This window comes from Pseudomonas sp. IPO3778, from assembly GCF_013386825.1.
GTDB lineage: Bacteria > Pseudomonadota > Gammaproteobacteria > Pseudomonadales > Pseudomonadaceae > Aquipseudomonas.
In genome coordinates, this window is the sequence record NZ_JACARC010000002.1 from 12,418 (window position 1) to 38,063 (window position 25,646).

At 62.5% G+C, this 25,646-nt stretch carries 20 protein-coding genes; 13 read left to right on the forward strand and 7 right to left on the reverse strand.

Annotated features, from left to right (window positions below):
- Positions 1 to 126: 126 nt before the first annotated feature.
- A complete protein-coding gene (locus tag HX855_RS00185; protein ID WP_177088656.1) occupies positions 127 to 948 on the reverse strand; it encodes a carbon-nitrogen hydrolase family protein in 822 nt (273 codons plus the stop codon).
- Between the two features lie 94 nt (positions 949 to 1,042).
- Here HX855_RS00185 and HX855_RS00190 point away from each other — a divergent pair, with 94 nt between their 5' ends.
- The 4 genes from HX855_RS00190 to HX855_RS00205 all read left to right on the forward strand — a co-directional run bounded on the left by HX855_RS00190 (position 1,043) and on the right by HX855_RS00205 (position 5,053).
- Positions 1,043 to 1,807: a LuxR C-terminal-related transcriptional regulator gene (locus HX855_RS00190; protein ID WP_177088654.1), complete on the forward strand. Its 765-nt coding sequence runs from the start codon at positions 1,043 to 1,045 to the stop codon at positions 1,805 to 1,807.
- A gap of 29 nt (positions 1,808 to 1,836) precedes the next feature.
- Positions 1,837 to 3,456 carry an FMN-binding glutamate synthase family protein gene (locus tag HX855_RS00195; RefSeq protein ID WP_177088651.1) on the forward strand — a complete coding sequence of 540 codons (1,620 nt, stop codon included), beginning with the start codon at positions 1,837 to 1,839 and terminating at the stop codon, positions 3,454 to 3,456.
- A gap of 21 nt (positions 3,457 to 3,477) precedes the next feature.
- Positions 3,478 to 3,762, forward strand: a complete 285-nt coding sequence (locus HX855_RS00200) for a putative quinol monooxygenase (RefSeq protein ID WP_177088649.1) — start codon at positions 3,478 to 3,480, stop codon at positions 3,760 to 3,762.
- Between the two features lie 166 nt (positions 3,763 to 3,928).
- On the forward strand, positions 3,929 to 5,053 hold the full coding sequence (locus HX855_RS00205) for an OpgC family protein (protein ID WP_177088647.1): 1,125 nt from the start codon (positions 3,929 to 3,931) through the stop codon (positions 5,051 to 5,053).
- Between the two features lie 45 nt (positions 5,054 to 5,098).
- Here HX855_RS00205 and HX855_RS00210 read toward each other — a convergent pair whose 3' ends face one another.
- Positions 5,099 to 6,511 (reverse strand): amino acid permease, encoded by a 1,413-nt coding sequence (locus tag HX855_RS00210; RefSeq protein ID WP_177088645.1) that lies wholly within the window; start codon positions 6,509 to 6,511, stop codon positions 5,099 to 5,101.
- Between the two features lie 655 nt (positions 6,512 to 7,166).
- Between HX855_RS00210 and HX855_RS00215 the strand changes: the two genes are divergently transcribed.
- The 4 genes from HX855_RS00215 (at position 7,167) to HX855_RS33710 (ending at position 15,868) form a co-directional block, all read left to right on the forward strand.
- Positions 7,167 to 7,625, forward strand: a complete 459-nt coding sequence (locus HX855_RS00215) for a transposase (RefSeq protein ID WP_177088643.1) — start codon at positions 7,167 to 7,169, stop codon at positions 7,623 to 7,625.
- Positions 7,626 to 7,957: 332 nt separating this feature from the next.
- Positions 7,958 to 11,068 carry a transglycosylase domain-containing protein gene (locus HX855_RS00220; RefSeq protein WP_177088641.1) on the forward strand — a complete coding sequence of 1,037 codons (3,111 nt, stop codon included), beginning with the start codon at positions 7,958 to 7,960 and terminating at the stop codon, positions 11,066 to 11,068.
- 139 nt (positions 11,069 to 11,207) lie between these two features.
- On the forward strand, positions 11,208 to 11,939 hold the full coding sequence (locus tag HX855_RS33615) for a dermonecrotic toxin domain-containing protein (RefSeq protein WP_306219099.1): 732 nt from the start codon (positions 11,208 to 11,210) through the stop codon (positions 11,937 to 11,939).
- 5 nt (positions 11,940 to 11,944) lie between these two features.
- A complete protein-coding gene (locus HX855_RS33710; RefSeq protein WP_309139814.1) occupies positions 11,945 to 15,868 on the forward strand; it encodes an NEL-type E3 ubiquitin ligase domain-containing protein in 3,924 nt (1,307 codons plus the stop codon).
- Positions 15,869 to 16,003: 135 nt separating this feature from the next.
- Here HX855_RS33710 and HX855_RS00230 read toward each other — a convergent pair whose 3' ends face one another.
- The 3 genes from HX855_RS00230 to HX855_RS00240 form a co-directional block, all read right to left on the reverse strand.
- Positions 16,004 to 17,041 (reverse strand): fimbria/pilus outer membrane usher protein, encoded by a 1,038-nt coding sequence (locus HX855_RS00230; protein WP_375140052.1) that lies wholly within the window; start codon positions 17,039 to 17,041, stop codon positions 16,004 to 16,006.
- A 93-nt stretch (positions 17,042 to 17,134) separates the two neighbouring features.
- A complete protein-coding gene (locus HX855_RS00235; RefSeq protein WP_177088639.1) occupies positions 17,135 to 17,695 on the reverse strand; it encodes a fimbrial protein in 561 nt (186 codons plus the stop codon).
- 51 nt (positions 17,696 to 17,746) lie between these two features.
- Entirely contained in the window at positions 17,747 to 18,268 is a 522-nt protein-coding gene (locus HX855_RS00240) for a fimbrial protein (protein WP_177088637.1), read from the reverse strand.
- 519 nt (positions 18,269 to 18,787) lie between these two features.
- Between HX855_RS00240 and HX855_RS00245 the strand changes: the two genes are divergently transcribed.
- Positions 18,788 to 19,351 (forward strand): PadR family transcriptional regulator, encoded by a 564-nt coding sequence (locus HX855_RS00245; protein ID WP_177088635.1) that lies wholly within the window; start codon positions 18,788 to 18,790, stop codon positions 19,349 to 19,351.
- Positions 19,348 to 20,121, forward strand: a complete 774-nt coding sequence (locus tag HX855_RS00250; RefSeq protein WP_177088633.1) for a siderophore-interacting protein — start codon at positions 19,348 to 19,350, stop codon at positions 20,119 to 20,121. Before HX855_RS00245 ends, HX855_RS00250 begins: the two co-directional genes overlap by 4 nt.
- A gap of 133 nt (positions 20,122 to 20,254) precedes the next feature.
- Here the strand turns inward: HX855_RS00250 and HX855_RS00255 are convergent, their stop codons facing one another.
- Positions 20,255 to 20,884 carry a Pr6Pr family membrane protein gene (locus tag HX855_RS00255; RefSeq protein ID WP_177088631.1) on the reverse strand — a complete coding sequence of 210 codons (630 nt, stop codon included), beginning with the start codon at positions 20,882 to 20,884 and terminating at the stop codon, positions 20,255 to 20,257.
- Position 20,885: 1 nt separating this feature from the next.
- Complete coding sequence (locus tag HX855_RS00260; protein ID WP_088426947.1) at positions 20,886 to 21,122, reverse strand: VF530 family DNA-binding protein; 237 nt, start codon at positions 21,120 to 21,122, stop codon at positions 20,886 to 20,888.
- 453 nt (positions 21,123 to 21,575) lie between these two features.
- Here HX855_RS00260 and HX855_RS00265 point away from each other — a divergent pair, with 453 nt between their 5' ends.
- The 3 genes from HX855_RS00265 to HX855_RS00275 all read left to right on the forward strand — a co-directional run bounded on the left by HX855_RS00265 (position 21,576) and on the right by HX855_RS00275 (position 25,573).
- A complete protein-coding gene (locus HX855_RS00265) occupies positions 21,576 to 23,594 on the forward strand; it encodes a TonB-dependent receptor (RefSeq protein ID WP_177088629.1) in 2,019 nt (672 codons plus the stop codon).
- 251 nt (positions 23,595 to 23,845) lie between these two features.
- Positions 23,846 to 25,048: a pyridoxal phosphate-dependent aminotransferase gene (locus HX855_RS00270; RefSeq protein WP_177088627.1), complete on the forward strand. Its 1,203-nt coding sequence runs from the start codon at positions 23,846 to 23,848 to the stop codon at positions 25,046 to 25,048.
- Positions 25,049 to 25,087: 39 nt separating this feature from the next.
- A complete protein-coding gene (locus HX855_RS00275) occupies positions 25,088 to 25,573 on the forward strand; it encodes an N-acetyltransferase (protein ID WP_177088624.1) in 486 nt (161 codons plus the stop codon).
- Positions 25,574 to 25,646: the final 73 nt, after the last annotated feature.

Below are 25,646 nucleotides of genomic sequence, written 5' to 3' on the forward strand. Positions count from 1 at the left end.
CCTTTTGTGGCGAGGGAGCTTGCTCCCGCTGGGCTGCGCAGCAGACCCAAAAATCCTGGGGCCGCTTCGCGCCCCAGCGGGAGCAAGCTCCCTCGCCACAACAGCATCCATGCCACAAGATCCGTGTCAGGGTTTCGGGATCAGCAGCTCCCGCGTACCGTCCTGGCGCTCAATCACCTCACCGGGCAATTTCAAGCGCTGGTCATCCAGGTAGCGATAGTCCTGTCGCGCCGCCGTCAGTTGCCCCAGGTCCAGTTCAACGCTGAACTGCCCGGCCTCGCGCCCGGCTTCAAACAGCAAGGTGCCAAACGGGTCCACCAGGGCGCTGCCGCCGGCGAACATCAGGCCGTCATCACCCTCTTCCACCCGGTTGACCATCAGCGCAAACGCCTGGTTTTCCTGGGCGCGGGCCATGATGGCGGTGCGGTGGGTGGGGCCGTAGGGGTCCATGTTGCCGTTGGTGACGATCAACACTTCAGCGCCCAACTGCGCCAGGGCGCGGGCGGTTTCCGGGAATTCGATGTCGTAGCAGATCAACAGGCCCACCCGCACGCCGTTCCACACGCAGGTTGCGTAGCGGTCGCCCGGGGTGAACACGCCGCGGTCCGAGGCCCACAGGTGGGTCTTGCGATAACGCAGGGCGATGCCTTCGGGGGTGATCAGCAAGGTGGTGTTATAGAATTGGCCCCCGTCGTTCTCGGCCATGCCGATCACCACGGCGATGTTGCGCGCCCGTGCCGCCTGGATAATCGCCTGCACCGTCGGGCCATCCACCGGCTCGGCCACATCGGCCACGGTGTCGGACGTCGGGAAGCCCATCAGGTGGGTTTCCGGGAATACCACCAGTTGGGTGTCGGCCGCACACGCAGCAATCGCCGCCAAAGCGCGCTCAAGGTTGTAAGCTGTGCCGTTATCGCGGCCTGCCAGCTGGGCAAATTCGACCTTCATGGTGTGTCCTGTTGTTTTATCTGTGGCGCAGTATGCGCAGGGCGTAACCACTCGGGAAATCACGCCGCCGGGTTAACCCTATGGGGGTAGATGCATGACATTGTCGCTGGAAGACATCGCCTGGCACCGTTCGGTGGGGCAAATGATAGACGCCCTGGACCAGCCGAATTTCTGGACGCAGCTGGTGCGGTTGCTGGACCAATACGTGGCGTTCGACAGTTGGGTGGTGTTGCTGTTCAGCAGTGAACACAAGCCCCTGGTGTTCGCCGAATGCCCGGGCCAGGACGGCGAGCCGGACCATCTGTTCCAGGATTACCTCAACGGCCTGTACCTGCTCGACCCCTTCTACATCGCCAGCTGCGAGCATTCGCGCACCGGGCTGTTTCGCCTGGCCGAAGTGGCGCCGGAGCATTTCGAGCTGACCGAGTACTACCAGCGCTACTTCCGGCTGAACGTGGTGGCCGATGAAATCCAGTTCAATTGCCAGCAACCGGACGGGCGAACCTTGTGCCTGTCCCTGGGCTCCAGGCAGCGCTTTGACCCGCAACAGATCGCCTTGTTGTCGCTGATCCAACCGTGGGTGTTGAGCCTGTTGCGCCAGCGCCTGCCCCATGAACTCAACCAAGTGAGCGCCCCGGAGCCGCCGCTCCAGAACGACGGCTGGGGCGCGCAACTCACCGCCCGGGAGCTGGATGTGGGCCGTTTGATGCTCAGCGGTTGCTCCAGCAAGGAAATCGCTCGTAAGCTGGAAATCTCTGTTGAAACCGTGAAAGTCCATAAGAAACACATGTACAGCAAGCTAGGGATCAAATCCCAGTCGGAGCTGTTCTCGATCTTTCTACAGGCGCAAAACGCCTAGCCGATGAGTCCGAACCCAAGGAAAACCGTATGAGCCTGTCGTTACTAAGCCGTTACGCGTTCTTTGCCGTGTGCGTCATTTTCACCCTGGCCAGCATGCCCTTTATCGAACACGAATGGGTGTGGCCGATCGCCGTGGTCACCGGCATCCTGAGCCTGATCGGTATTTTCGACCTGCTGCAAAGCCCCCACGCGGTGCGCCGCAACTACCCGATCCTGGGCAATATCCGGTACCTGGTGGAAGCCATCCGCCCGGAAATCCGCCAATACCTGCTGGAATCCGACAGCGACGCCCTGCCCTTCTCCCGGGCCCAACGCTCGCTGGTGTATTCCCGCGCCAAGAATGAAAGCGCCGACAAACCCTTCGGCACCCTGATCGATGTGTACCAGTCGGGCTTCGAGTTTATCGGCCACTCCATGCGCCCCGCGCCGTTGAGCGACCCCAGCGCCTTTCGCGTGATCGTCGGCGGCCCGCAGTGCACCCAGCCCTACTCGGCCTCGGTGTTCAACATCTCGGCCATGAGCTTCGGCTCGTTGAGCGCCAACGCGATTCGCGCCCTCAACCAGGGTGCCAAACTCGGCAACTTCGCCCACGACACCGGCGAAGGCAGCATCAGCCCCTACCACCGGGAAAACGGCGGCGACCTGACCTGGGAACTCGGCAGTGGCTACTTCGGCTGCCGCACCAGCACCGGCCTGTTCGACCCGGAACGCTTCGCCGTCCAGGCGCAAAACCCGCAAGTGCGGATGATCGAAATCAAGATGAGCCAAGGCGCCAAACCGGGCCACGGCGGGATCCTGCCCAAGCACAAGGTGACCCAGGAAATCGCCGAGACCCGCGGCATCCTGATGGGCGAAGACTGCATCTCGCCGTCGCGCCACAGTGCCTTCTCCACGCCGATTGAAATGATGCAGTTCATCGCCCAACTGCGCGAACTGTCCGGCGGCAAACCGGTGGGCTTCAAGTTCTGCCTGGGCCACCCGTGGGAATTCATGGGCATCGCCAAGGCCATGCTCGAAACCGGCATCCTCCCGGACTTTATCGTGGTGGACGGCAAGGAAGGCGGCACCGGCGCCGCACCGGTGGAGTTCACCGACCACATCGGCGTGCCCCTGCGCGAAGGCCTGCTGTTTGTGCACAACACCCTGGTGGGCCTGAACCTGCGGGACAAGATCAAGCTGGGCGCCAGCGGCAAGATTGTCAGCGCGTTCGACATCGCCAGCGTGTTGGCCATCGGCGCCGACTGGGCCAACTCGGCGCGGGGCTTCATGTTCGCCATCGGCTGCATCCAGTCGCAAAGCTGCCACACCAACAAATGCCCCACCGGCGTGGCCACCCAGGACCCGTTGCGCCAACGCGCGCTCGTCGTGCCGGACAAGGCCCAGCGGGTGTTCAACTTCCACCGCAACACCCTCAAGGCCCTGGCGGAAATGCTCGCCGCTGCCGGCCTGGATCACCCGTCACAGCTGTCGGCCAAGCACCTGGTGCGGCGCATGTCGGCCACCGAGATCAAGCTGTTCTCGCAGTTGCATGTGTTCCTCAAACCCGGTGAATTGCTCACCGGCGAAGTGAACGGCGAGTTTTATTCGCGTATGTGGCAGATGGCGCGGGCGGACAGTTTTGAGCCAAATGAAATTGCTGCGGCTTAAATTTTTTAACGGAACGATACGATGCTGAAAGTGATTGCCGAAGACTTCATCAAACCCGAGCACCTCGACACCGTGCGCCCGTGGTACGCCGAACTGGTGGAGAAAACCCGCCAGGAACCGCTGTGCATTGCCTACGATTTGTTCGTCGACCAGAAAGACCCCGGGCACTTCATCTTTGTCGAGCAATGGCCCGACCAGGCCGCGCTGGATACGCACTGCCAGACGGAGCACTTCACCCGCCTGGTGCCGCAGATCAATGAATACCAGGCCAAACCGTGCCGGGTGTTGTTGATGGATGCGTTCTAGACACCACGCCCCCGGTTGCGCCGGGGGCAATTGAGACATTCTGTAAATACCCCGTCTTTGCAATTGCTTACAAATACCGCCAACCTGCGCCCCGCCCGACGTACGGCACGACCAAAGCCGTCGCCTGCCTGTCCTTACTAAACCCTTTGTTCAAGAGCCCGCTGCCATGCTGAACGGACGCGACCCGCGCATCGATTTTTTTCGGGGCCTGGCGTTGATCTTTATTTTCTGGGATCACGTGCCCCACAACCCGCTCGGCCAGATCACCCTGCGCAATGTCGGGTTCAGTGATGCGGCGGAAGTGTTCGTGTTTCTGGCCGGTTATGCGGCGGTGCTGGCCTACGGCAAGATCCTGCAGCGCGATGGGTATTTGATCGCCTGTGTGAAGATCTGGCGGCGCACCTGGGTGCTGTACGTGGTGCATATCTTCTTGCTGGCGATGCTGATGGGCATCGTGTTCTTCGCCAACAGCCATGTGGAAACCCGCGACCTCGTTGAAGAGATGGGCCTGACGCACTTCGTCACCCACCCCCAGCAAGCGCTGGTGGATGAGCTGCTGCTGCGCTTCAAACCCAACCTGATGGACCCGCTGCCGCTGTACATCGTGCTGCTGGGTGGCCTGCCGCTGGTGTTGCCGTTGTTGCTGCGCAAGACCTGGGCGGTGGTGGCGGTTTCGCTGGCGGTGTACCTGCTGGCACCGCACCTGGGCTGGAACCTGGCGGCGATTGCCGACGGTGTGTGGTACTTCAACCCGGTGACCTGGCAGTTGCTGTTTGTGCTGGGCGGTGCGGCGGCCCTTCATGCGCAACAGCCACGCCCCGGAGACACCCGCCGGCTGCTGCGTCAGCCGTTGTTCGTGGCTGCGGCGGTGTACGCGCTGGTGGCGGGGGTTCTCACTCTCTCGTGGCGTTGGCCGGAGATTCACGACGAGCTGATGCCGTCGGCCCTCAGTGACCTGCTGTACCCCATCAGCAAGACCGACTTGTCGCCCGTGCGTTTGCTGCACTTCCTGGCCCTGGCCTACGTCACCGCCAAGCTGTTGCCCGGCCATGGCTGGACGCAAAACTGGCTGGCCCGGCAAACCTGCCGCATGGGGCGTTACTCCCTCGAAGTGTTCTGCCTGGGGGTGCTGCTGGCGCCGCTGGCGGACATGGTCAATGCGATCACCGGCGATGCCTTCGCCATGCAGATATTCACCGCCTTGGTCGGCGCCGGGCTGATGGCATTGCTGGGAGCCTGGCTGGATCTGAACAAGCGGCTCACGCAACCGGTACGCGTCGCTAACGCCTGAAAAACAAAAAGCCCCGAAAGGGGCTTTTTGTTGAGTGCAGAACAATCAGCTCGCGGTGCGCGCCGCCGCCTGGGTCGGCTGCAACTTGAACACGTAGAACAGCACCGTCAGCAAGACCAGGAACACCGGGCCGACATACAGCGCCACGCGGGTGTCCGGAAAGTACGCCATCAGGCCCACCACCAGCAGCAGGAACGCCAGCGCCAGGTAGGAACTGACCGGGTACAGCCACATGCGGTACTTGAGGGCTTTTTGCTCGGTCGGGCTGAGGCTCTTACGGAATTTGAGCTGGGCCAACAGGATCATCAGCCAGGTCCAGATCGCGCCGAAGGTGGCGATGGAGGTCACCCACACAAAGACCTTTTCCGGGACCATGTAGTTGAGCAGCACACCCAGCAACAGCACGAAGATCGACAGCAACAATGCCTTGCGTGGCACGCCGTTGCTCGACGTGGTGCCGAACGTGGCCGGGGCCTGGCCGTTCTGCGCCAGGCTGTAGAGCATGCGCCCGGTGCTGAAGATGCCGCCGTTGCACGACGACAACGCCGCGGTGATCACCACAAAGTTAATGATGCCGGCGGCGGTCTTGATGCCCAGACGCTCAAAGGTCATCACGAACGGGCTGCCCTGGGTGCCGATTTCGTTCCACGGGTAGATCGACAGAATCACAAACAACGCACCGACGTAGAACAGCAGGATGCGCCAGAACACCGAGCCGATGGCACTCGGGATGGTCTTCTGCGGGTTCTTCGCTTCACCGGCGGTCAGGCCGATCATTTCCACACCCAGGTAGGCGAACATCACCATTTGCAGGGACATCAACACGCCCGTCACGCCGTTGGGCATAAAGCCGCCGTGGGCCCACAGGTTGGAAATCCCCAGCGCCACGCCGTCGTTGCCGAAACCGAACGCGATGATGCCGACGCCACCGATCACCATGGCAATGATGGTGACGATTTTGATCAGGGCGAACCAGAACTCGAACTCACCGAACGCCTTGACCGCGATCAGGTTGATGGTGCCCATGCTCACCAGCGCGCCGAGGGCCCAGATCCAGCGGGGCACATCGGGGAACCACACGCCCATGTACACGGCGACGGCGGTGATTTCAGCGACGCAGGTCACCAGCCACAGGAACCAGTAGTTCCAGCCGGTGAGAAAGCCCGCCAGCGGGCCGAGGTAATCCTGGGCGTAGCGGCTGAATGAGCCGGCCACCGGGTTATGCACGGCCATCTCGCCGAGGGCGCGCATGATCACCAGGATCGCCAGGCCACCGATGATGTAGGACAGCATGATTGCCGGGCCGGCCATTTCAATGGCCTTGGCCGAGCCCAGGAACAGACCGACACCGATACAGGCGCCGAGGGCCATCAGGCGAATATGCCGTTCGCCAAGTTCGCGTTTCAGCGGACCGCCCTGAGCGGTCTCGCCTTGGGGCAGGTGATTGCCAGCGGGCATAGGGATACAACCTCGTCTTGTTATTGGATATGAGCCACCGAGTCCGGCGCGTCATGGCGGGTCTGCCATGGCATACCGTTTCCGGTTCACCTTTTGGGTAAACCGGTCTGGCCGGGCCAGATCAGCGGGGGTGCAGTATAAAAAGCTAAACCCAGGGGTTTTCACTCTATAAACAGCAAGATTCAGCGGGAACTCGCGGTAAAAGCCGGTTTAGCGGAGGGGCATTACCTGGTTTGTGCAGGAGTCGTCGCCAACAAACGGCGGCGAGTATTGCACGGTAATGGTGCAGCGTCATGCCCCGACCTTTGGCGGGTTTACCGGTGGGGGGAGGCTCTAGCTCAGTATTTACTGGCTACCGCAGCCCACTTTGGCGAGGGAGCTTGCTGTGGCGAGGGAGCTCGCTCCCGCTGGGCTGCGCAGCAGCCCCAAAACCTGGGCGCACGGTTTTACAGTCAAATCGAGGCGGGTTCTTTGGGAGTGCTTCGCACTCCAGCGGGAGCAAGCTCCCTCGCCACAACAAGCTCCCTCGCCACAGAAAGCGCCCTCTCCACGGCGGATGCCCAAGCATAGAAATATGTACTCAATAGTTCCGGGATCAGGGTCCCTGCCAGGCTGCTAGCGTCAATTCATCTGGAGCAATAAGGAATGCAATGGAATGCCTACACGCCCTCAATCCCATCGCCTGAGAACCGGTAGATTCAGCGAGCCTGGCAGGGCCTACCTGGTCACAGCCGTCGTCCACAATCGCCAACCACTCTTTACCAACTTTCATCTGGGTCGCCTGCTGGTAACCGAATTCAGGCGCGCCCATGAGCAAAAATGGGGGAGTTCCATAGCCTGGGTCATCATGCCTGACCACTTTCATTGGTTGGTCCAGCTTGAGCAACGCAGCCTGCCCCAGCTGATGCAAGCGGTTAAATCCCGCAGCACACACACAATCAACCGCGCAAGGAGCGGCACAGGAGCCTTTTGGCAGAACGGCTATCACGACCGGGGAATCAGGGACGGTGAAGATTTGCGTCATTTGGCCCGATACATCATCGCCAACCCCATCAGAGCGGGACTGGTCGAACGCGCCGGCGATTACCCACTGTGGGATGCCTGCTGGCTATGAGCGGGAATAAAAACCACTGTGGCGAGGGGAGCTTGCTGTGGCCAGGGAGCTTGCTGTGGCGAGGGAGCTTGCTCCCGCTGGGCTGCGCAGCAGCCCCAAAACCCGGGCATGCAGTTTTTCAGTTAGACCGGGCGGGCTCTTTGGGAGTGCTTCGCACTCCAGCGGGAGCAAGCTCCCTCGCCACGGCAAGCTCCCTGGCCACAGCAAGCTCCTTCACCACAGCAAGCTCCTTCGCCACAAACAACCCCACACTCACAAATCCCCCCCACTCTCCCACCACCGTCTAAGCTTCAACCAAGTCCGATCAATCTACGTAAATGGATCAATCGACTATGGGTGCTTTATGGCAAAACGCTTCGACCAAGGCTGCGGTATCCACCGATAGCCCGGATGAACAGCCGTTGCCACAAAGCCCTCCTCCCCGCCGGCGGCTTTGGTGGCGGCTGTTCTGGCTGGTGTTGCTGATTGCGCTGATCGCCCTGGGCTTTGCCGCCCTGCGGGAAATGCACACCTCAAGGCTGCAGGCCAAAACCTTCACCGACCTCGCTTCAACCCTCACTTACCAAATGCACCCCGGCCCCAGCGATGCGCGGGTTTATCCCGGTGCCGGGCCTTTTGACAAGCGTCTGGGCTACAGCTCGCTGGGCGAGTTCCTGCCCCGCCTGATCAAACGCGACTATTTGATCCAGGCACAAGCACGCTTCTCACCCGACCTGATGGCCTACGCCCAGCGCGGCCTGTTTGTGCCCTATCCGGAAAAAATCCAGGCCGGCCTGACCATCACCGATTGCCGCGCCGCACCGCTGTATCAGTTCACGTATCCACAGCAGTTCTACCCCAGCTTCGCGGCGATTCCGCCGGTGGTGATCAATAGCCTGCTGTTTATCGAAGACCGCGACCTGCTCGACCCCAAACAACCACAGCTCAACCCGGCCGTGGATTGGCCGCGTTTTGCCAAGGCCGCCTGGTCCCAGGTGGCGAAGCTGTTGCACCTGCCCGGCCAGACCGCAGGCGGCAGTACCCTGGCCACTCAACTGGAGAAATACCGCCACTCGCCCGACGGCCTGACCTTGTCCGGCGGCGAGAAAATCCGCCAGATGCTTTCCGCCAGCGTGCGGGCGTATCAGGACGGCCCGCAAACCCTCGCGGCCCGCCAAAACATCGTGCGCGATTACCTCAACAGCGTGCCCCTGTCGGCGGTACCCGGCCACGGCGAAGTGCACGGCATGGCCGAAGGGTTGCGGGTGTGGTACGGCGCCGATTTCAACCAGACCAATGCCCTGCTCAGCAGCACGGCCCCCACACAGTTGCCGCAAAAAGGCCTGGCCCTGCGTGAGGTGCTGTCGCTGATGATCGCCCAGCGCCGCCCTTCTCATTACTTGTCCAAAGGCCACAAGGAACTGGCCGACCTCACCGACAGCCACATCCGCCTGCTCGCGCAAAACAACGTGATTGACCCGGCGCTGGCCAAGGCCGCCCTCGCCAGCCAGGTCACCTACCGCGACTGGCAGCAACAGCCGACGATCCAGCCGATCGAAACCAACAAAGGCATCAGCGTCGCCCGCACCCGCCTGGCCGCCCTGCTCAACCAGCCGCTGTACGACCTTGACCGCCTCGACCTCGCCGCCACCAGTACCCTGCAAGCCGACCTGCAAGGCCAGGCCAGTGCCTACCTCAAGCACCTCGCCGACCCGGCCTTCGCCGCGCAGATCGGCCTGATCGGCCCCACCTTGCTGACGCCCGCCAGCACCGCCCAGGTGCGCTACAGCTTCAACCTCTACGAGATGACACCCGACGGCGCGCGGGTGCGGGTACAGACCGACAGCACCGACCAGCCTTTCGACATCAACGAAGGCAGCAAGCTGGAACTGGGCTCCACCGCCAAGCTGCGGGTGATGACCACTTACCTGCAAATCGTCAGCGAGCTGCATGACAAATACGGCGCACTGCCGGCGGCCGAGCTGCGCAAAGTCAAAGTAGACGACCAGGACCGCATCACTCGCTGGGCCCTCGATTACCTGATGCAGAACAGCGACCGCAACCTGCCGGCCATGCTCAACGCGGCCCTCAATCGCCAATATTCGGCCAACACCAGCGAAGGTTTTTTCACCGGTGGCGGCATGCACCACTTTCACAACTTTCGCGTTCAGGACAACGGCCGCACCCCCACGTTGATCGAAGCCCTGCGCGAGTCCATCAACCTGCCGTTCATTCGCCTGATGCGCGACCTGGTGCGCTACAGCACCTACCAGGGCCCGAACAACAGTGCCGAGTTGCTCAAGGACGACAACGACCCGCGCCGCCAGGAATACCTGGCCCAGTTCGCCGACCGCGAAGGCACCACCTTCCTGCTGAAATTCTGGAAAAAATACCGCAACAAGAACACCCAGGCCCGTCTCGACACCTTCCTCGACAGCATGCACCCAACCGCCATACGCCTGGCCGCCGTGCACCGTTACCTGCTGCCGAATGCCAGCCAGGCGAGTTTCAACAGTTTCATCCGCTCCCACCTGAGCAGCGTGAAAAGCACTGAAAAACTCACCGACGAGCGCCTCGACAAGCTCTACCAGAACTACGGCCCGGGCGCCTATAACCTGCCGGACCAGGGCTATATCGCCAAGGTTCACCCGCTGGATTTGTGGCTGATGGGTTACCTGCTGAACAACCCCGACGCCACCTTCACCCAGGCCACCGCCGCCAGTGAACACGAGCGCCAGGAGGTCTACAGCTGGCTGTTCAAAAGCCGCCACAAGAGTGCCCGGGACAGCCGCATCCGCACCATGCTGGAGATCGAGGCGTTCCTGGATATTCATCAGCGCTGGCAGAAAGTCGGCTACCCCTTCGACCACCTGGTGCCGTCCCTGGCCACGGCCATCGGCAGCTCCGGTGACCGCCCGGCGGCGCTGGCGGAGCTGGTGGGGATCATCCTCAACGACGGCGTGCGCCAACCCACATTGCGCATCGACAGCCTGCGCTTTGCCGCCGACACGCCTTATGAAACCCGCCTGGTCAACGACCCCACTCGCGGCAAGCGGGTGATGCCTTCCGAGGTGGCCACGGCGTTGCGCGGGGCCCTGTCGCAAGTGGTGGATGCCGGCACCGCGCGCCGCGTGTCGGGCAGCTTCAAACTGGCCGACGGCACCCCGCTGGCCATGGGCGGCAAGACCGGCACCGGCGACAACCGGATCGAAGCCATCGGTGCCGGCGGGCGGGTACTCAGCTCCAAGGCGATCAACCGCACGGCCACGTTTGTGTTCTATATCGGCGACCACCACTTCGGTGCGCTGACGGCGTTTGTACCGGGTGCCTCGGCCCAGGGGTTCAAGTTCACTTCGGCGTTGCCGGTGCAGGTACTCAAGGGCATGGCGCCGATTCTTACGCCGTATCTGCAACCGGGAAACAGCACCCTGTGCCAGGCACTTCCCGCTAACGCTGCACGCTGAAACCGGGGGCTAGGTATGCGCTTTATAGGCGCATTTTTCCGCTGGTTCAGCGCGGGTTTCCAGCCACTATTCAAACTTATCCAAAGCCCCGGCCCTGAATAGACTGAGTGGCAACTCTTGGTTTATTCAGGTTTTCCCGATGCCCGATCCTCTCCCCCCGGCGCCTGCCGATGACTTCAAAGGCGTGCACTACCCACACCTCAGAAACGCGCTGCCGCTGTGGATAAAAAACACTTCCGCCGAGCGCGTAAAAACACTCAAGGACGCTCCGCGCCAAACCGCCCGCCCTTATCCACAGGCGCCGAATCACCCGCCACTCAAGGCCGCCATCGCCGCCCAATGGCAGCACCAGAACCGCCTCGACCAGACATTCCGTGCCCTCAACGACGTGCAGGCCTTTGCCGAACCCTTGCTCAAAAGCGCCCTGCTCAACTACGGCGAGATTGATGTGCGGTCCACGTTCATCCGCCTGTATGCCAAGGCCGACCTGGCCTGGTGGGTCCGTGACGTCACCGCGGGCGTGACCAGCCGCACGGTGTCCCTGCTGGACGCGGCCCTGCACAACTTCGCGGCCACCGACCGTTTTGTTGACCACGCCTTTTTGTCAGCCGAAGACCCGCGCGGCCAACGGGACACCCTCACCCTGCGTCACCGCAGTACCAACGCCGTGCTGACCGCCGAACAGTTCAAGGACATCTGCCGTGCACTGGACATCGGCGCGCGCTACCAGGTGCAGCTCAAGGAAGCGCTGGGGTTCAACAGCCACACGGTAGCGCGCACCCTGCGCCATGAAGTGATCGCCAGCCAGAAAACCGCCCTCACCGTCGCCGCGCACCTGGCCCTGGCCAGGCGCGATACCGGCTCAAGCTGAACAAGGTGCTCAACGACGCCCGGGAGCTGGCCGTGCCCACCGCCCTGGCCGACCGGCAGGCGCGCTGGGCGTGGTGGGACAACCTGGAAAACATCCTCGCGGACATTCTCAATGCCGCCTTGCTGGTGGCAACACCGTTTGTACCGGTGCTGGGGGAACTGATGCTGGCTTACACCGCGTATCAGCTCGCCGATGAGGTGTTTGAAGGCATTGTCGACTGGTCCGAGGGCCAGGGGTTCGAGGCCACGGAACACCTGCTCGAGGTGCTGGGCAGTGTCGAGCAGTTCGCCTTGTTTGCCGCCGGCGGCGCCCTGGGTGCGTCTGCGCGCGTGAAGCTCTCGGCCTTTGTCGAGGGCCTGAAACCGGTGGACATGCCCGACGGCACGTCACGCCTGTGGAACCCGGACCTGGCGCCCTATGCACTGAAAAACAGTGCGCTGCCCACGAGTGCAAAACCCAATACTCGCGGGCTGCATCAACACCAGGGCAAACAGATTCTGGCGCTTGAGAACCGCCATTACGAAGTGCGGGAAAGCACCGACGACGGCACTCACCGCATCCCCCATCCCGAGCGCCCGCAAGCCTATGCGCCGAAGGTATTTTTTAATGAGCAGGGCGCCGTCGTCCACGAGGCGGAACAGCCCCGCAGCTGGGACAGCACCACGTTGATGCGCCGCCTCGGGCACCGTACCCAGGCCTTCAGCGACCTGGAACTGCAGCAGATACGGCGCATCAGCGCCACCGACGAGGACGTGTTGCGCGGCGTGTACGTGTACAACCGGCCCACCCCGCCGCTGCTGGACGCCACCTTCAAACGCTACGAGGCCTGGCACCACGCCAAAGCAGCAGTCGAGACCCTGCGCAGCGGCGCGCCACTGCCGCCGGACCCGTCATCGGCGTGGTTTGAACAGACCGTCACCGAACTCCCTGGCTGGCCCGGCAACACCGCCTTGCAGGTGTTTACCCGCGCCGACCTGACCGGCGATTCACGCACCTACTCACGGCCCGATGCCGCCACCACCGCCACCTTGAAAATCAGCCTCGGGGACGTGATGGCCGGCCAGTTGCCGGAAAAGGTTCTGGGCTTCCTCGACGACCGCGCCGTACACACCCTGCTGGGCCGGGACGTGCCTCACACCGAGCGGATGCAGGCGCTGCGCGACCAGTTGGCCGACTACGTGAGCACACAAACCGGCGACATCGGGCAGTACATCCATCAGATCAAGGAGCAATCCGGCGACCCGTCCGTGCGCCTGCTGCGCCAGCCATTGCCCGGCCTCGACGCAAGCCTGGCCCACCCCCTCATCCAGACGGCCAACCCTGCCGAGCGCCAAGCCATGGAAAAAAACCATCTGCCGTTGCGGCTGCTCAACCAGGCCCAGGACCTGAGTTTTGTGGCCGACGCCAACCAGGCCTACGCGGGCTTTTACGCCCCCTGGCCCGTGACCCCGGGCACCGAACGCCTGGCCCTCAATACCCTGAAACTGCACAGCGACGCCTTCGCCGACCTGCACCTGGAAATTCGCGAACACACCCCGGACGGCCCATTACGCACTGAAGTTGGCCCGGCGAACGCCTCGCAACGGCGGATCCTGGTGCGCAAAAATCACTCGGGCTATGAAGTGTTCGACCAGGCCCGGCAGCGTTTGAACGGGCTCGACAACCTGTATGAATCCCTGCTGCATGCGGTACCGGTGCCCGGCCGAACACCCGGCCAGGGCGCCGAACTGAAACGCTGGCTGATGGATAAACTTCACACCCTCGCCGAGCGCCGCCAGGTGTTGGCGCAACCGCCGGTGCGCACCACGGCAAGCACCGAGACCAGCCAGTTGCTCCGGGGCCCCGGCGCCAGCCGGCACGCGCGCGCGCCCCAGCGCACCGAAGCGACCCACGACCGGGAAGCCCTGCAACTGCTGTTTCCCGCGATGGACGAGCCACGCCTCAACCGGTTCATCGACGCCATCGGCACCGCCCAGATGCGCACCGTGCTCAACCAATTGACGGCCGAGAGCCACCTGCTGCGCAGGACCCTGGAGACCTGGAAACGCACCCCCAGCCGCCACCCCAAGGACAGCCGGGCCTACCGCGCAGACAAAGCCGCCCGGCATTTTGTCGCCGACGCCCTGTACCGCTGCTGGGAAAACCGCATGGGCGAACACACCGATGCCTGGGGCCACGTGCAACAGGGCGCCGAACTGGACCTGCGCGGCCTCACCCTGCCCGAGAGGCTGCCCGACCTGCACGGCGGTTTCGAACACGTGACCCGCCTGGTGATGACCCACAGCGCCTTCTCCGAGGTCCATGCGCCGTTTCTCCAGGCCTTCCCGGCCCTGCGTTCGCTGGACCTGAGCCATAACCAATTGGATGAGCTGCCCAATGCCATCGGTGACATGCGCTTTCTGAAACACCTCGACCTCAGCCACAACCTCATTGCACTGGATGCCGACGATCAGCCGCGCCTGGCCAACCTGCGGCGCATGGAGCACTTGATCCTGGAAGACAACCCGCTGCTGCTCCCGCCGGACATCGCCAAGATGCCCAACCTGCGCAGCCTGCACCTGAGCCGGACCCGCATCACCACCTGGCCCGCCGGGATCTTTGTGCGCCCCTTGCCCCGGGACTTTGTGCTGGACCTGCGAGGCAACCGGATTGAGTGGGTGCCCGACTTCCCGCCGGATACGCCCCAGGCCGACACCGTCGCCCGCACCCGGCTCGACCGCCATGCCCTGCCCAACGAACAGCGCCTGCGCTTTGAAAGCTACCGCCTTGCCGCCGGGCTGGACCCCAACCGCACCTATGACCCCAAAGGCGACAGCGGCTATTGGCTGGAAGCGATGGACCCGCAACTGCACGACTATCGCAAGCTGCTGTGGGACAGGCTGGAGCAAGAGCACGGCGCCCAGGGGCTGTTTGAAGTACTCAAATCCCTGGAACTGCACAACCCTGCCCAGACCGAGCTGGACCAGCAGCGTATTGAAACCAATCGCACCGAGCTGGACCAGCAGCGTATTGAAACCAATCGCACCGAGCTGACCCAGCGGGTGTGGCAACTGATCCTCGCCGCCAGCGTCGACACCCCGCTGCGGGAAACCTTGTTCAAACTGGCGAGTTTCCCCGGCCTGTGTGCCGACGGCGGCGCGCAGATTTTCAATAACCTGGGCATCGAAGTCCTCGCCACCGAGGCCCAGCGCTACTCGCTGACAGACAGCGAACGGGCGAACCGGCTGGTCACCCTGGCCAAGGGCCGGGCGCACCTGCGGCAACTGGAAAAGATCATCCAGGCAGACATCGCCCACCGCCTCAAACCGGTGGAGAACGGCGGCCTGGGCCAGCGCCTGCGCGCGGACATGCTGGACGGCGAGCCCGGTGAAGTGGATGAGGTGGAGACCTACCTGGCCTACCAGACGTCACTGGCCGACACACTGGATTTGCCGTGGCTGTCGGACCACATGCTGTACCGGCTGACGGCCAATGTGACCCAGGCCCAGATCGACCAGGCGCACACCACCGTGCTGGGGTTGAGTGAAGGCGATGGCCTGGTGAACCAGATGCTGCTCGAACCCTACTGGGAACAGTACCTGCGCGACCGCCACTACCGCGAGTACCGGGACAACGAGCAGCGCTACACCGAGCAGTTTTTCAAGCTGGATGAGTTGCAGGAGGCGCAAGCGCAGTGGGCCCGCGCACAGGACCTGGCGCCGGAGCCGAAGGCGGCGTTGAAGCAACGGCTCAAACACCTCGCGGAGGTAGTGGAGGTGCCCGAAAGCGTGGTGCTCTCGGGGGAGGCCATGTCGGATGAGCTGTACAGCCGCTTGCTCAATGACCTGGGCTACCACGAAAAAGAATGGATGCGCCGCCTGACCCGTGAGGCCATGGACCAGGCGGTGGGCATGAGCAACCGGCAGGCCGGGCTCACCACACGCCTCTAAACACCCCCGCCCCGTGGCGAGCGGGCTTGCCCGCGTTGGGTCGCGCAGCGGCCCTGCTCCGGGTTTAAAAAGGCCGCGACTGCTACGCAGTCCAACGCGGGCAAGCCCGCTCGCCACAGGTACGGTGTGAGGCCTTCAGGGCACGCCCATCACCAGCACACCGCTGCCGCTGATGGGCCCCGCGGCGGGCAGGGTCAGGTAGGGAACGCCGGCCGTGTCGAGCTGGAACGCTTGCACTGAGCCGTCCTGCTCTTCCACCCGCACATCCAGCCTGCCGGACACGGCGTCATTCAGGTCCTGGATGCGAAAAGGCCCTGCCGCCACCAGCGTTTCATACAGCACACGCCCCTGCTGACTGATGATGACCTTCGCGTTGGTCTTGGCGACACCGACCACTTCCGGCGCGTAACCCCGCAAGTTGGGTGGCAGCTGGCTTTCATCCGACTTGAGCCCGGCCCCGGTAAAACGAAAGCTGTCGAACAGGTCCGAATACAGGTAGTCCTCGCCCACCACCAGGCGCGATTTCAGCTCAGGCAGGGCGCGATACGCGTAGTAACGGCTCCATTCCAGTTTCTGGCGCCTGGCCCCGGCCTCCCGGTCTTTCTCGACACGCCCCTGCCAGTCAGCCCTCAGGCGCCAGGCACCGGCATTGGCGCCCAGTGTTCCGTTGCCCGTGAGGTCATTGCGGGTACCGTCATGCCGGCGGTAACTCGACTGCGCGGTCATGTTGTAGTCCACCAGCAACCCCGGCACCCCTTCGTCCCAACGCGAAGGCGGGTCCCAGTTGATGGCGCTGTATTCCAGATAAGCCTGGGGCAGGTTGATGCTCAGCATTGAGGTGGCCAGATCGGCATTGACCTCCATGCCCGGCAGGGCTTGGGGGTCCAGGCACTGTCCGTTTTTCCACCAGCGCAATTGGGCAATACCGGCTTTCTTCAGGCCCAACTGCTCGACAAGTTCCGGCGATATACAGGCCTGACTGCCCTTGGGGTCATCATCGGGGGGATAGAACGCCACGGCCTGTTCAGCAATCGACTGGGTATTTAACTGCACTTCCATGGTGTAGTTGCCCGGCAAAATAAACCCACTGCGTGCAAACCGGGACAAGTCAATGTTAGTGCGATCATTCAGATCCAGGACATCCGTATTAAACTCAATATCCCCGGCGCCCATTGCAGTTCCTGCCAGTGATATCAACCCGCCAAAGAGCCCCGGGCGCAGCGTATTTATGACTTTCGACGCATTCCACATAGCAACCCATCATTTTCAAAAGTATTCCAACTTGAACCGCACGGCGGCCGTGTGATCCCCAGCCAAGAGCGGTACTCCGTTGCCGACCAAGTGCACCGTGTAGTTGAGCGTCATATCGCCATCAACCACCGGACGCAGTGCCATCGGCACCCCCGGAACACTCTCTTCACCCGCCGCATCCTGAATATGGAAGGCAACGCCCTGTGAGCCACCAAAGACAGCAAAAGAGCGCCCGCCCCGGTCGGTCGGGCCGTCGAAGGTCACGCGCAGATGCTCCCAATCCGGCAGCGTTACGCCGGGGCGTGAGGGGTCGGGACGTGTCACCGAGCAATTCACCAGACGCAGCTGGAAGGGATGTTTTTGCCCCTCCCCGTCTCGTAAAAGCCGGCCGATGGGTTCGGCGTCCATCTGGATGGTTTGATCGACCGTGATCGCCTCCAGCCCGCACGCTGAATCGATGACCACGCCTCCCAGCGTGACGACGCCATCGCCTTGCTCATCCGCCTGCGCGAACACCCAAGGGTTGATGAACATCGTCAATGAGGAGGCAATAGCGAGACTGATGAATGTTTTCACTTGAACCTCCCGCCAGCGTCCCCCCGCCACCCGAAGTGGCGGGGGAAACCCTTACTGATAAGCCAAGGTGAAATTGGTGACCGCGCTGAATTCACCAGGAACGATTGCGCCGGTGGCCTGGCCTTGCACGTAGGCGCCGAATTCCAGGGTGTTGTTACCGGTGGAAATGGCCTGCGGGGTGGTAGGGGTGCCTAGCACGATAGGTCGGCCGCCATGGGTCATCATGATGCCGATACCGCCCGCATCACCGACCGTACCGATGGCGCCTGGCACAGCGCCCGACGATGCGGCGGTGAAGGTGGTGGTCACGGTGTTATCGGTGAGGCTGGACAAGTCGCAGCCTTCCAGTTCGATACGCACAGGCCGGGATTGCGACCGACCGCCGGATTCCAACTGATGTTTGGCGATTGCGCCCAGGGGGACGACCTGATCAACGGATTCAGGCTTGATCGAGCAAGCACCGGAGTGGACCGATCCCGTAAACGTAACCGTACCATCCGCTGCATTGGCAACCGACATCGAACCCGCCAACAGCCCAAGAGTTAACAGCGCAGTTTTCACTTTAGAATTCATTTGCAGACGCTCACATAATATTAACTATCACAACGGAATCCTGTCGCAGTTGTGCGCAGGACTTGTTAAGCGTTCAAACGGATATCTGAAAGGCATGAAGTGCTGGTTTTTTCCAACTACTTGCATTGCAATTCAGCCACTCGTTCAACGCCGGGCAATTATCCATGGCGATACTTGATAAGAAAGCCGTCCGATTCGCTGAGTCGCGTAGCCTCGTTACATCAAGACACATAGGAAAATTATGGCATTTTGCCAAAACTTTAAAACAGTCCGTAAGAACAGGACTACATGGCATTTAATGGGAATTGTTTATAGGCGGCATCGTCCGTAAGAATAGGATTACATACGCTAAAAAACAACAGAGTTTACGGGGGAAGAGCAACTAACAAGTTGGGGAATATGTCGAGGGGATCTGCCGCTGGGCGGAGGCTCACCGGGGATGACCGTTCGTCCGGTCAGATTGCCTTTCGGTAAAGATATATCTTAAGTTGTATCTAAACCAAACGAGAGCACCTGGATATGAGAGACCATCATTCCCATCGCGAGGGCCGCGACGGCTTCGAAAAACGCCCGGGCCGTGAACGCGGCGGCCGCGGCCCACGGGTATTCGCCCCCGGCGACCTGAAATTGCTGCTGCTGGCCCTGATCGCCGAACAGCCCTGCCACGGCTACGACCTGATCCGCCAGATCGAAGGCCTGTTCGACGGCGCCTACAGCCCCAGCCCCGGCGTGATCTACCCGACCCTGACCTTCCTTGAAGAAAGCGAAATGATCAGCGGCGACGCCGAAGGCGGAAAAAAACGCTACACAATCACCGACGCCGGCCGTCTTTCCTTAAGTGAGCAAGCGATTGCCCTGGAAGGCGTGCGCATGCGCATCGACGTGAGCAAACGCTCCCTGCGTGGCCATGACCGGCCACCGGAAATTCACGAGGCGGTGCACAACCTGCGCCATGCCTTGCAGCTGCACCACGGACGCTGGAGCCCGGAAGAAATCGCTCGGGTAGCGGCCCTGCTCAACACCACGGCCCAGGCCATCGTCGACGGCCCGGCTGTTCAACCTGTACCGGAGCAAGCCCAATGACTGAACCGAACAAGCTCGAAATCCACCGCGTGATGCACGAGATCAAGCGCCGCCGCCTGGACGTACTCAAGGTGGTCGACATCACCCCGCGCATGCGCCGTATCACCCTGGGCGGGCCGCAATTGGCCGGGTTTGTGAGCCTGGGTGCCGACGACCATATCAAGCTGCTGTTCCCCCAGAACGCCGCCGAGCAAGCGGCGCTGGACAGCCCCGACTTCAGCCTCCAGGGCGACGGCCCCACACCCGCCATGCGCGACTACACCCCACGGCGTTTTGACCTGGACATTGGCGAGCTGGAGATCGATTTCGTGCTGCACGGCGATGGCCCTGCGTCCACCTGGGCTGAACAGGCCAAGGTCGGCCAGCACCTGCATATCGGTGGGCCACGGGGTTCGCTGATCGTGCCGGACATCTTCGACAGCTACCTGCTGATCGGCGATGAAACCGCGATTCCGGCCATCGCCCGACGCGCCGAGGAGTTACCGGCGGGGCGCAAGGTATTGGCGATCATCGAGATCGAAAATGCGGCGGAGCAACAGCCGCTGCACAGCGCTGCCGAGGTTGAAGTGATCTGGGTGGTGCGTGGCCAGGACGACCTGCTTGAAACGGTGAAAAATCTCACGTTACCGGGCGGTTCGCTGTACAGCTTTGTCGCCACCGAGGCCAAACTGTCGCGCCAGGTGCGCCGGGTGTTGCTGGATCAGCACAGGGTGAATGAGGCGTTCCTCAAGGCCGTGGGCTACTGGCGTGCCGACGGCAGCGACGAATAAAAACCTCAAGGACAATGAGCATCAAATGTGGGAGCGGGCTTGTGTGGGAGCGGGCTTGCTCGCGAAAGCGGTGCACCCGTCGCAGATGCATTGACTGACAGACCGTATTCGCGAGCAAGCCCGCTCCCACATTTTAGGCCTGCGGCGGCCTGGCGAGCCTGTCCAGCCCCACCACTGTCAACGCCACCAGCACAAACCCCGCCAGAATCCCCCCGGCATTGATAAACACCTGTGGATAACCCAGCTTGTCCACATCAATGAAGGGGTACTGATACAGCCCCCACACATACCCGCGCAATAACGCATACGCGAAGTACACCAACGGGTAAATCACCCACAGCCCGATGTGCTTGAGCCGCAAAGTGCCCTTGGGGACGCACCACCACCAATACACGACAAACACCAACGGCATCACGTCGTGCAGCAATTCGTCCGCCACAAACTGCACGCCCGCCGGCGCCCACAGATGCCGCAGCAAGAGGCTGTAGGCAAGGCTGACCACCACGATGCTCACGGCGATGCCGCTGCTGACCACCGGCCCGAGGAACAACCGGCTCGCGGCGGTTGGCCGTTGCACCCAGGCATGGGTCAACACCACCGCCACCAGGGTGTTGGTGAGCACGGTAAAGAAGCTGAAGAAGTTCACCAGGCCCGGCAACAGGCTCGCGCCGTCGACCCAGCGAAAATAGAAAATGATGTACTGCTGCAGCGCCAGGCCGGCCCAACCGCCGAGGGCTGCCAGGCCGATAAGGTGACGTTTCACCTCAGTCCTCGACCGGCCGCTTGGTGCGCATCAACTTCACGTACAGCCCTTCGACCTTCTCCCGCGCCCACGGCGTCTTGCGCAGGAACGACAGGCTCGACTTGATGCTCGGGTCACTGGAAAAACAGCGGACATTGATGCGCTCGGCCAGGCCTTCCCATTGGTAATGCGCCACCAGTGCGGTGAGGACCTGTTCCAGGGTGACGCCGTGCAGGGGGTCTTTGTTTGTCGCGGTCATGCCGGGCCTTTTGCGAAAAGAAGAAAACGAAGCCGCGCACCTTAGCGGACGGGCCGGGCCGGTGGAAGCACCGCTTTAACTGTAGACGCATTCGATCGTTCCCACGCTCTGCGTGGGAATGCCGAATTGGACGCTCTGCGTCCTGCGGTCGACGCGATTTTTTGCCCTGCGCAATGGTGACGCAGAGCGTCACGGGATGCATTCCCACGCAGAGCGTGGGAACCACTGTAGGAACGGGCTTGCCCGCGAAAAACGTCAACGATGACGCGGGCTGCCTGGGTAAACGCGGGGCCCTCAGGTGCTTCGCGAGCAAGCTCGCCCCTACAGGTCTTGAAGAAAGTTCCCCTTGGCAGCGAAAAAAGTGATGTTATATTGTAACGATAACTATCAAAGGGTATCGAATCCCTTACCGTTTTCAGCCTTCTCTTTTTGCCGTTTGCCAAGGAACGACCGATGTCCCTCTCTTCTCTCTGGCGCCTCACCCCGCTGGCCGCCACCCTGTTGATCACCTCCCACGCCCACGCCCTGGAGTTGCAACCCCAAGTCATCACCGGCAACCCCCTGGGCAGCGACACCCTCGCCTCGCCCACCACGGTGCTGGAAGGCGATGACCTGACCCTGCAACAAAAAGGCAGCCTGGGTGAAACCCTGAACAAGCAGCCCGGCGTGTCGTCGTCGTACTTCGGCCCGGGTGCCAGCCGGCCGATCATTCGTGGCCAGGACGGCGACCGTATTCGCATCCTGCGCAACGGCGTCGGCGCGCTGGATGCCTCGTCGCTGTCCTATGACCACGCCGTACCGCTGGACCCGGTCAACATCGACCGCGTCGAAATCGTGCGCGGCCCGGCGGCCTTGCTCTATGGCGGCAGCGCCATCGGTGGCGTGGTCAATACCTTCGACAACCGCATCCCCACCGAAGCCATCGAAGGCATTCATGGTGCCGGCGAATTGCGCTACGGCGGCGCCGACACCACCCGCAGCAGCGCCGGCAAACTGGAAGCCGGCAACGGCACGTTCGCCTTGCACCTGGACGCCAGCGCGCGGGAATTCAACGACCTGAAAATCCCCGGCTTTGCCCGCAGCCGCCACGCCCCCGAGCGTGAAGACGGTGAAGGCAAAAACGGTCGCCTGGGCAACAGCAGCGGGCGCCAGGACGGCGGCGCAGTCGGCGGTTCCTACACGTGGGACGACGGTTACGCCGGGCTGTCCTACAGCAACTACGACAGCAACTACGGCTCCCCGGCCGAGCAGGACGTGCGCATCCGCATGAAGCAGGATCACTACGCCTTTGCGTCCGAGATCCGCAACCTGCAGGGCCCGTTCACCTCGGTCAAGTTCGATGCCGGGTACACCGACTACCAGCACATGGAAATCGAAGGCGGCGAAACCGGCACCACCTTCAAGAACAAGGGCTACGAGGCCCGGGTGGAAGCCCGGCACTTGCCGATCGGGCCGTTCAACGGTGTGGTGGGCGCACAGGTCAGCCGCAACGAATTCTCGGCCCTGGGTGAAGAAGCCTTCGTACCGCAAACCGACACCAACGCCGGCGCGCTGTTTATCCTCGAAGAAATGCAAGCCACCGAGCGCCTCAAGCTGAGCCTCGGCGGGCGCCTGGAACACACCAACGTCGACCCCGACGGCAAAGGCAATGAGCGTTTTGCCAATGCCAACACATCCGCCGACTTCACCGCCGGCAGCCTGTCGTCTGGCGCGGTATACACCCTGACGCCGATCTGGTCCCTGGCCGCCACCCTCGGCTATACCGAACGCGCCCCGACGTTCTACGAGCTGTATGCCAACGGCGCCCACGTCGCCACCGGCACCTATGAACTGGGGGACGCGAACCTGTCGAAGGAAAAAGCCGTGTCCAGCGACCTGGCACTGCGTTTTGACAACGGCACCCACAACGGCAGCTTCGGGGTGTTCTACAGCCACTTCTCCAACTACATCGGCCTGCTGGGCAGCGGCCGCACCTTGAATGACGAAGGCGAGGAAGACGCTGGCGGCATCCCTGAGTACAAATACTCCGGCGTGCGTGCGCGTTTCGCCGGCTTTGAAGCCCAGGATCACATCAAGCTGGGAGAAGGTGCCTACGGCAAGTTCGCACTGGAGCTGTCGGGCGATTACACCCGCGCCACCAACCTGGACACCGGTGAAGCGTTGCCACGGATTGCGCCGCTGCGTTTGAACAGCGGCCTGTTGTGGGAGCTGGATCGCTGGCAGGCGCGGATCGACGTCGAGCACGCGGCGGGTCAGGGCCGGGTGCCGGATAACGAAAGCGGCACCGACGGCTACTCCACCCTGGGCGCCAGCGCCGGTTATCGCTTCAATGTGGGCGGCAGCCAGTGGCTGGCGTTTGTGAACGGCGAGAACCTGACGAACCAGACCGTGCGTTATGCCAGTTCAATCCTGCGGGATATTGCCCCGGCACCGGGGCGAAGTGTGCAGGTCGGTCTGCGTACCACCTTCTAACTGACTGCACTGGGCTAAACATGTGGGAGCGGGCTTGCTCGTGAATACGGTGGATCAGTCGCAGATGCAGTGACTGACACACCGCATTCGCGAGCAAGCCCGCTCCCACATTGACGGTGCCCACTTTGGATTTTTGGTGGGGCGAGTACCGCGCGTCCACCGGCCCTTGATGTGGATCAGGTGCGATGTTCTACAGTGGAACTCACGTGGGCCAATTGACGCAGGCATCGCTGCCGGCGAGGAGAGCAAGGATGCGGTATTCACCCTTTGTCCAGCGCATTGGCGGCGAGTCCGTCAGTGCCTGGGATATTCACTACACCGCCGCCGAAGCCCAGCATCGCGGCGAAGACGTGATTGTGCTGAGTGTCGGCGACCCGGACTTCGCCACCGACAGCGCGATATGCGAGGTGGCCGTCGACGCCCTGCGCGCCGGCGACACCCACTACACCCACGTGCTCGGTCGCCCGAAACTGCGGGAGGCCATCGCCGCCAGGCAGAGCGCGCTGCAGGGGATTGCGGTGCACGCCGACAATATCGCCCTGGTCGCCGGCGCGCAGAACGGCCTGTTCGCCGCCTGCCTGTGCCTGTTCAGCCACGGCGATGAAGTGCTGGTGCCTGCGCCGATGTACCTGACGTACGAAGCCTGTGTCCATGCCTCGGGGGCTCGCCTCGCCACCGTCGAGCAACCGGCCGCCAACGGCTTTCGCCTGACCCGCACCGCGCTGCAAGCGGCCATTACCGACAAGACCCGAGGCATCGCCCTCGCCACACCGTGCAACCCCACCGGCAATGTCTACAGCCGCGAAGAACTGGAGGCCGTCGCCGACGTGGCACGCGCCCATGACCTGTGGGTGATTTGCGACGAGGTGTACGGGCAGCTCGTCTATGACCAACAACACCTCAGCATCAGTGCATTGCCCGGCATGGCCGAGCGGACGGTGGTGCTCAACAGCCTGTCGAAAAGCCACGCCATGACCGGCTGGCGGGTCGGTTGGGTGGTCGGCCCGCCCACGTTGATCAGCCATCTGGAAAACCTGCTGCTGTGCATGATTTATGGCTTGCCGGGGTTTATCCAGGCGGCGGCGATCAAGGCACTGGAACTGGATGAGGCCGTCGTCAGCCATGCCCGCACGGTGTATCGGCGGCGGCGGGACCTGGCGGTGAACGCGTTGAGTGCAATCACTGCCCTGGACTGCCGAGTGCCCCAGGCCGGCATGTTCATGCTGGTGGACGTGCGCCGTACCGGGCTCACAGGCCGGGACTTCGCCTGGCAACTGTATCGCCAGACCGGCGTCTCGGTGCTGGATGCCCAGGCCTTTGGCCCCAGCGCCGAAGGTTTTGTACGGGTGTCGTTTACCGTCGCCGATGACACCCTCAAGGAAGCGTGCCGGCGCATTGCCGGGTTCGTTGAAGGGCTTGGGGCCGGCGCCGCGCCTTTACGTGATTGCCGATAACGGGCATAACACGCCCTTCGCCCCGTTCGAAGGACTGCCATGTCTCAAGGATTGACCTATCGCCAGGCCCACCTGGATGACCTGCACACCCTGTGCGTGCTCGGCCAGCCGTTGAATCGCCTGCACCACCAGGAACGGCCCGATATCTACCGTGACGCCACCGACCAGGTGGAGCGCGACCAGTCCCATTGGCGGCCCTGCCTGACCAGCCGGGTGCAGGCGGTGTTTCTGGCCGAGCTGCAAGGTGCGGGCGTGGGGTTTATCAGTGTGCAACTCATCGAGACCGCAAGCCCGTTGCTGCAACCGTTGCGCGTGGCGCGGATCGGCTCGATCTGCGTGCTGGAGGCCCAGCGTGGCCAGGGCATTGGCCGTGAGCTGATGGCGCTTGCCGAACGTTGGGCGATTCGCCAGGGCGCCGCGGATTTGCGCCTGACCGTCTGGGCCTTCAACGAACCAGCCCAGCGGCTTTACGAAGAACTGGGCTATGAAACACGCGCCTTCGAAATGGGCAAGCGGCTTCGTTAAATCGAGGATACCCCGACCGCCGGTAAGATGGTCCTTGAACACCTGTACGTATTTCTGTACGTTTCAGCCATCA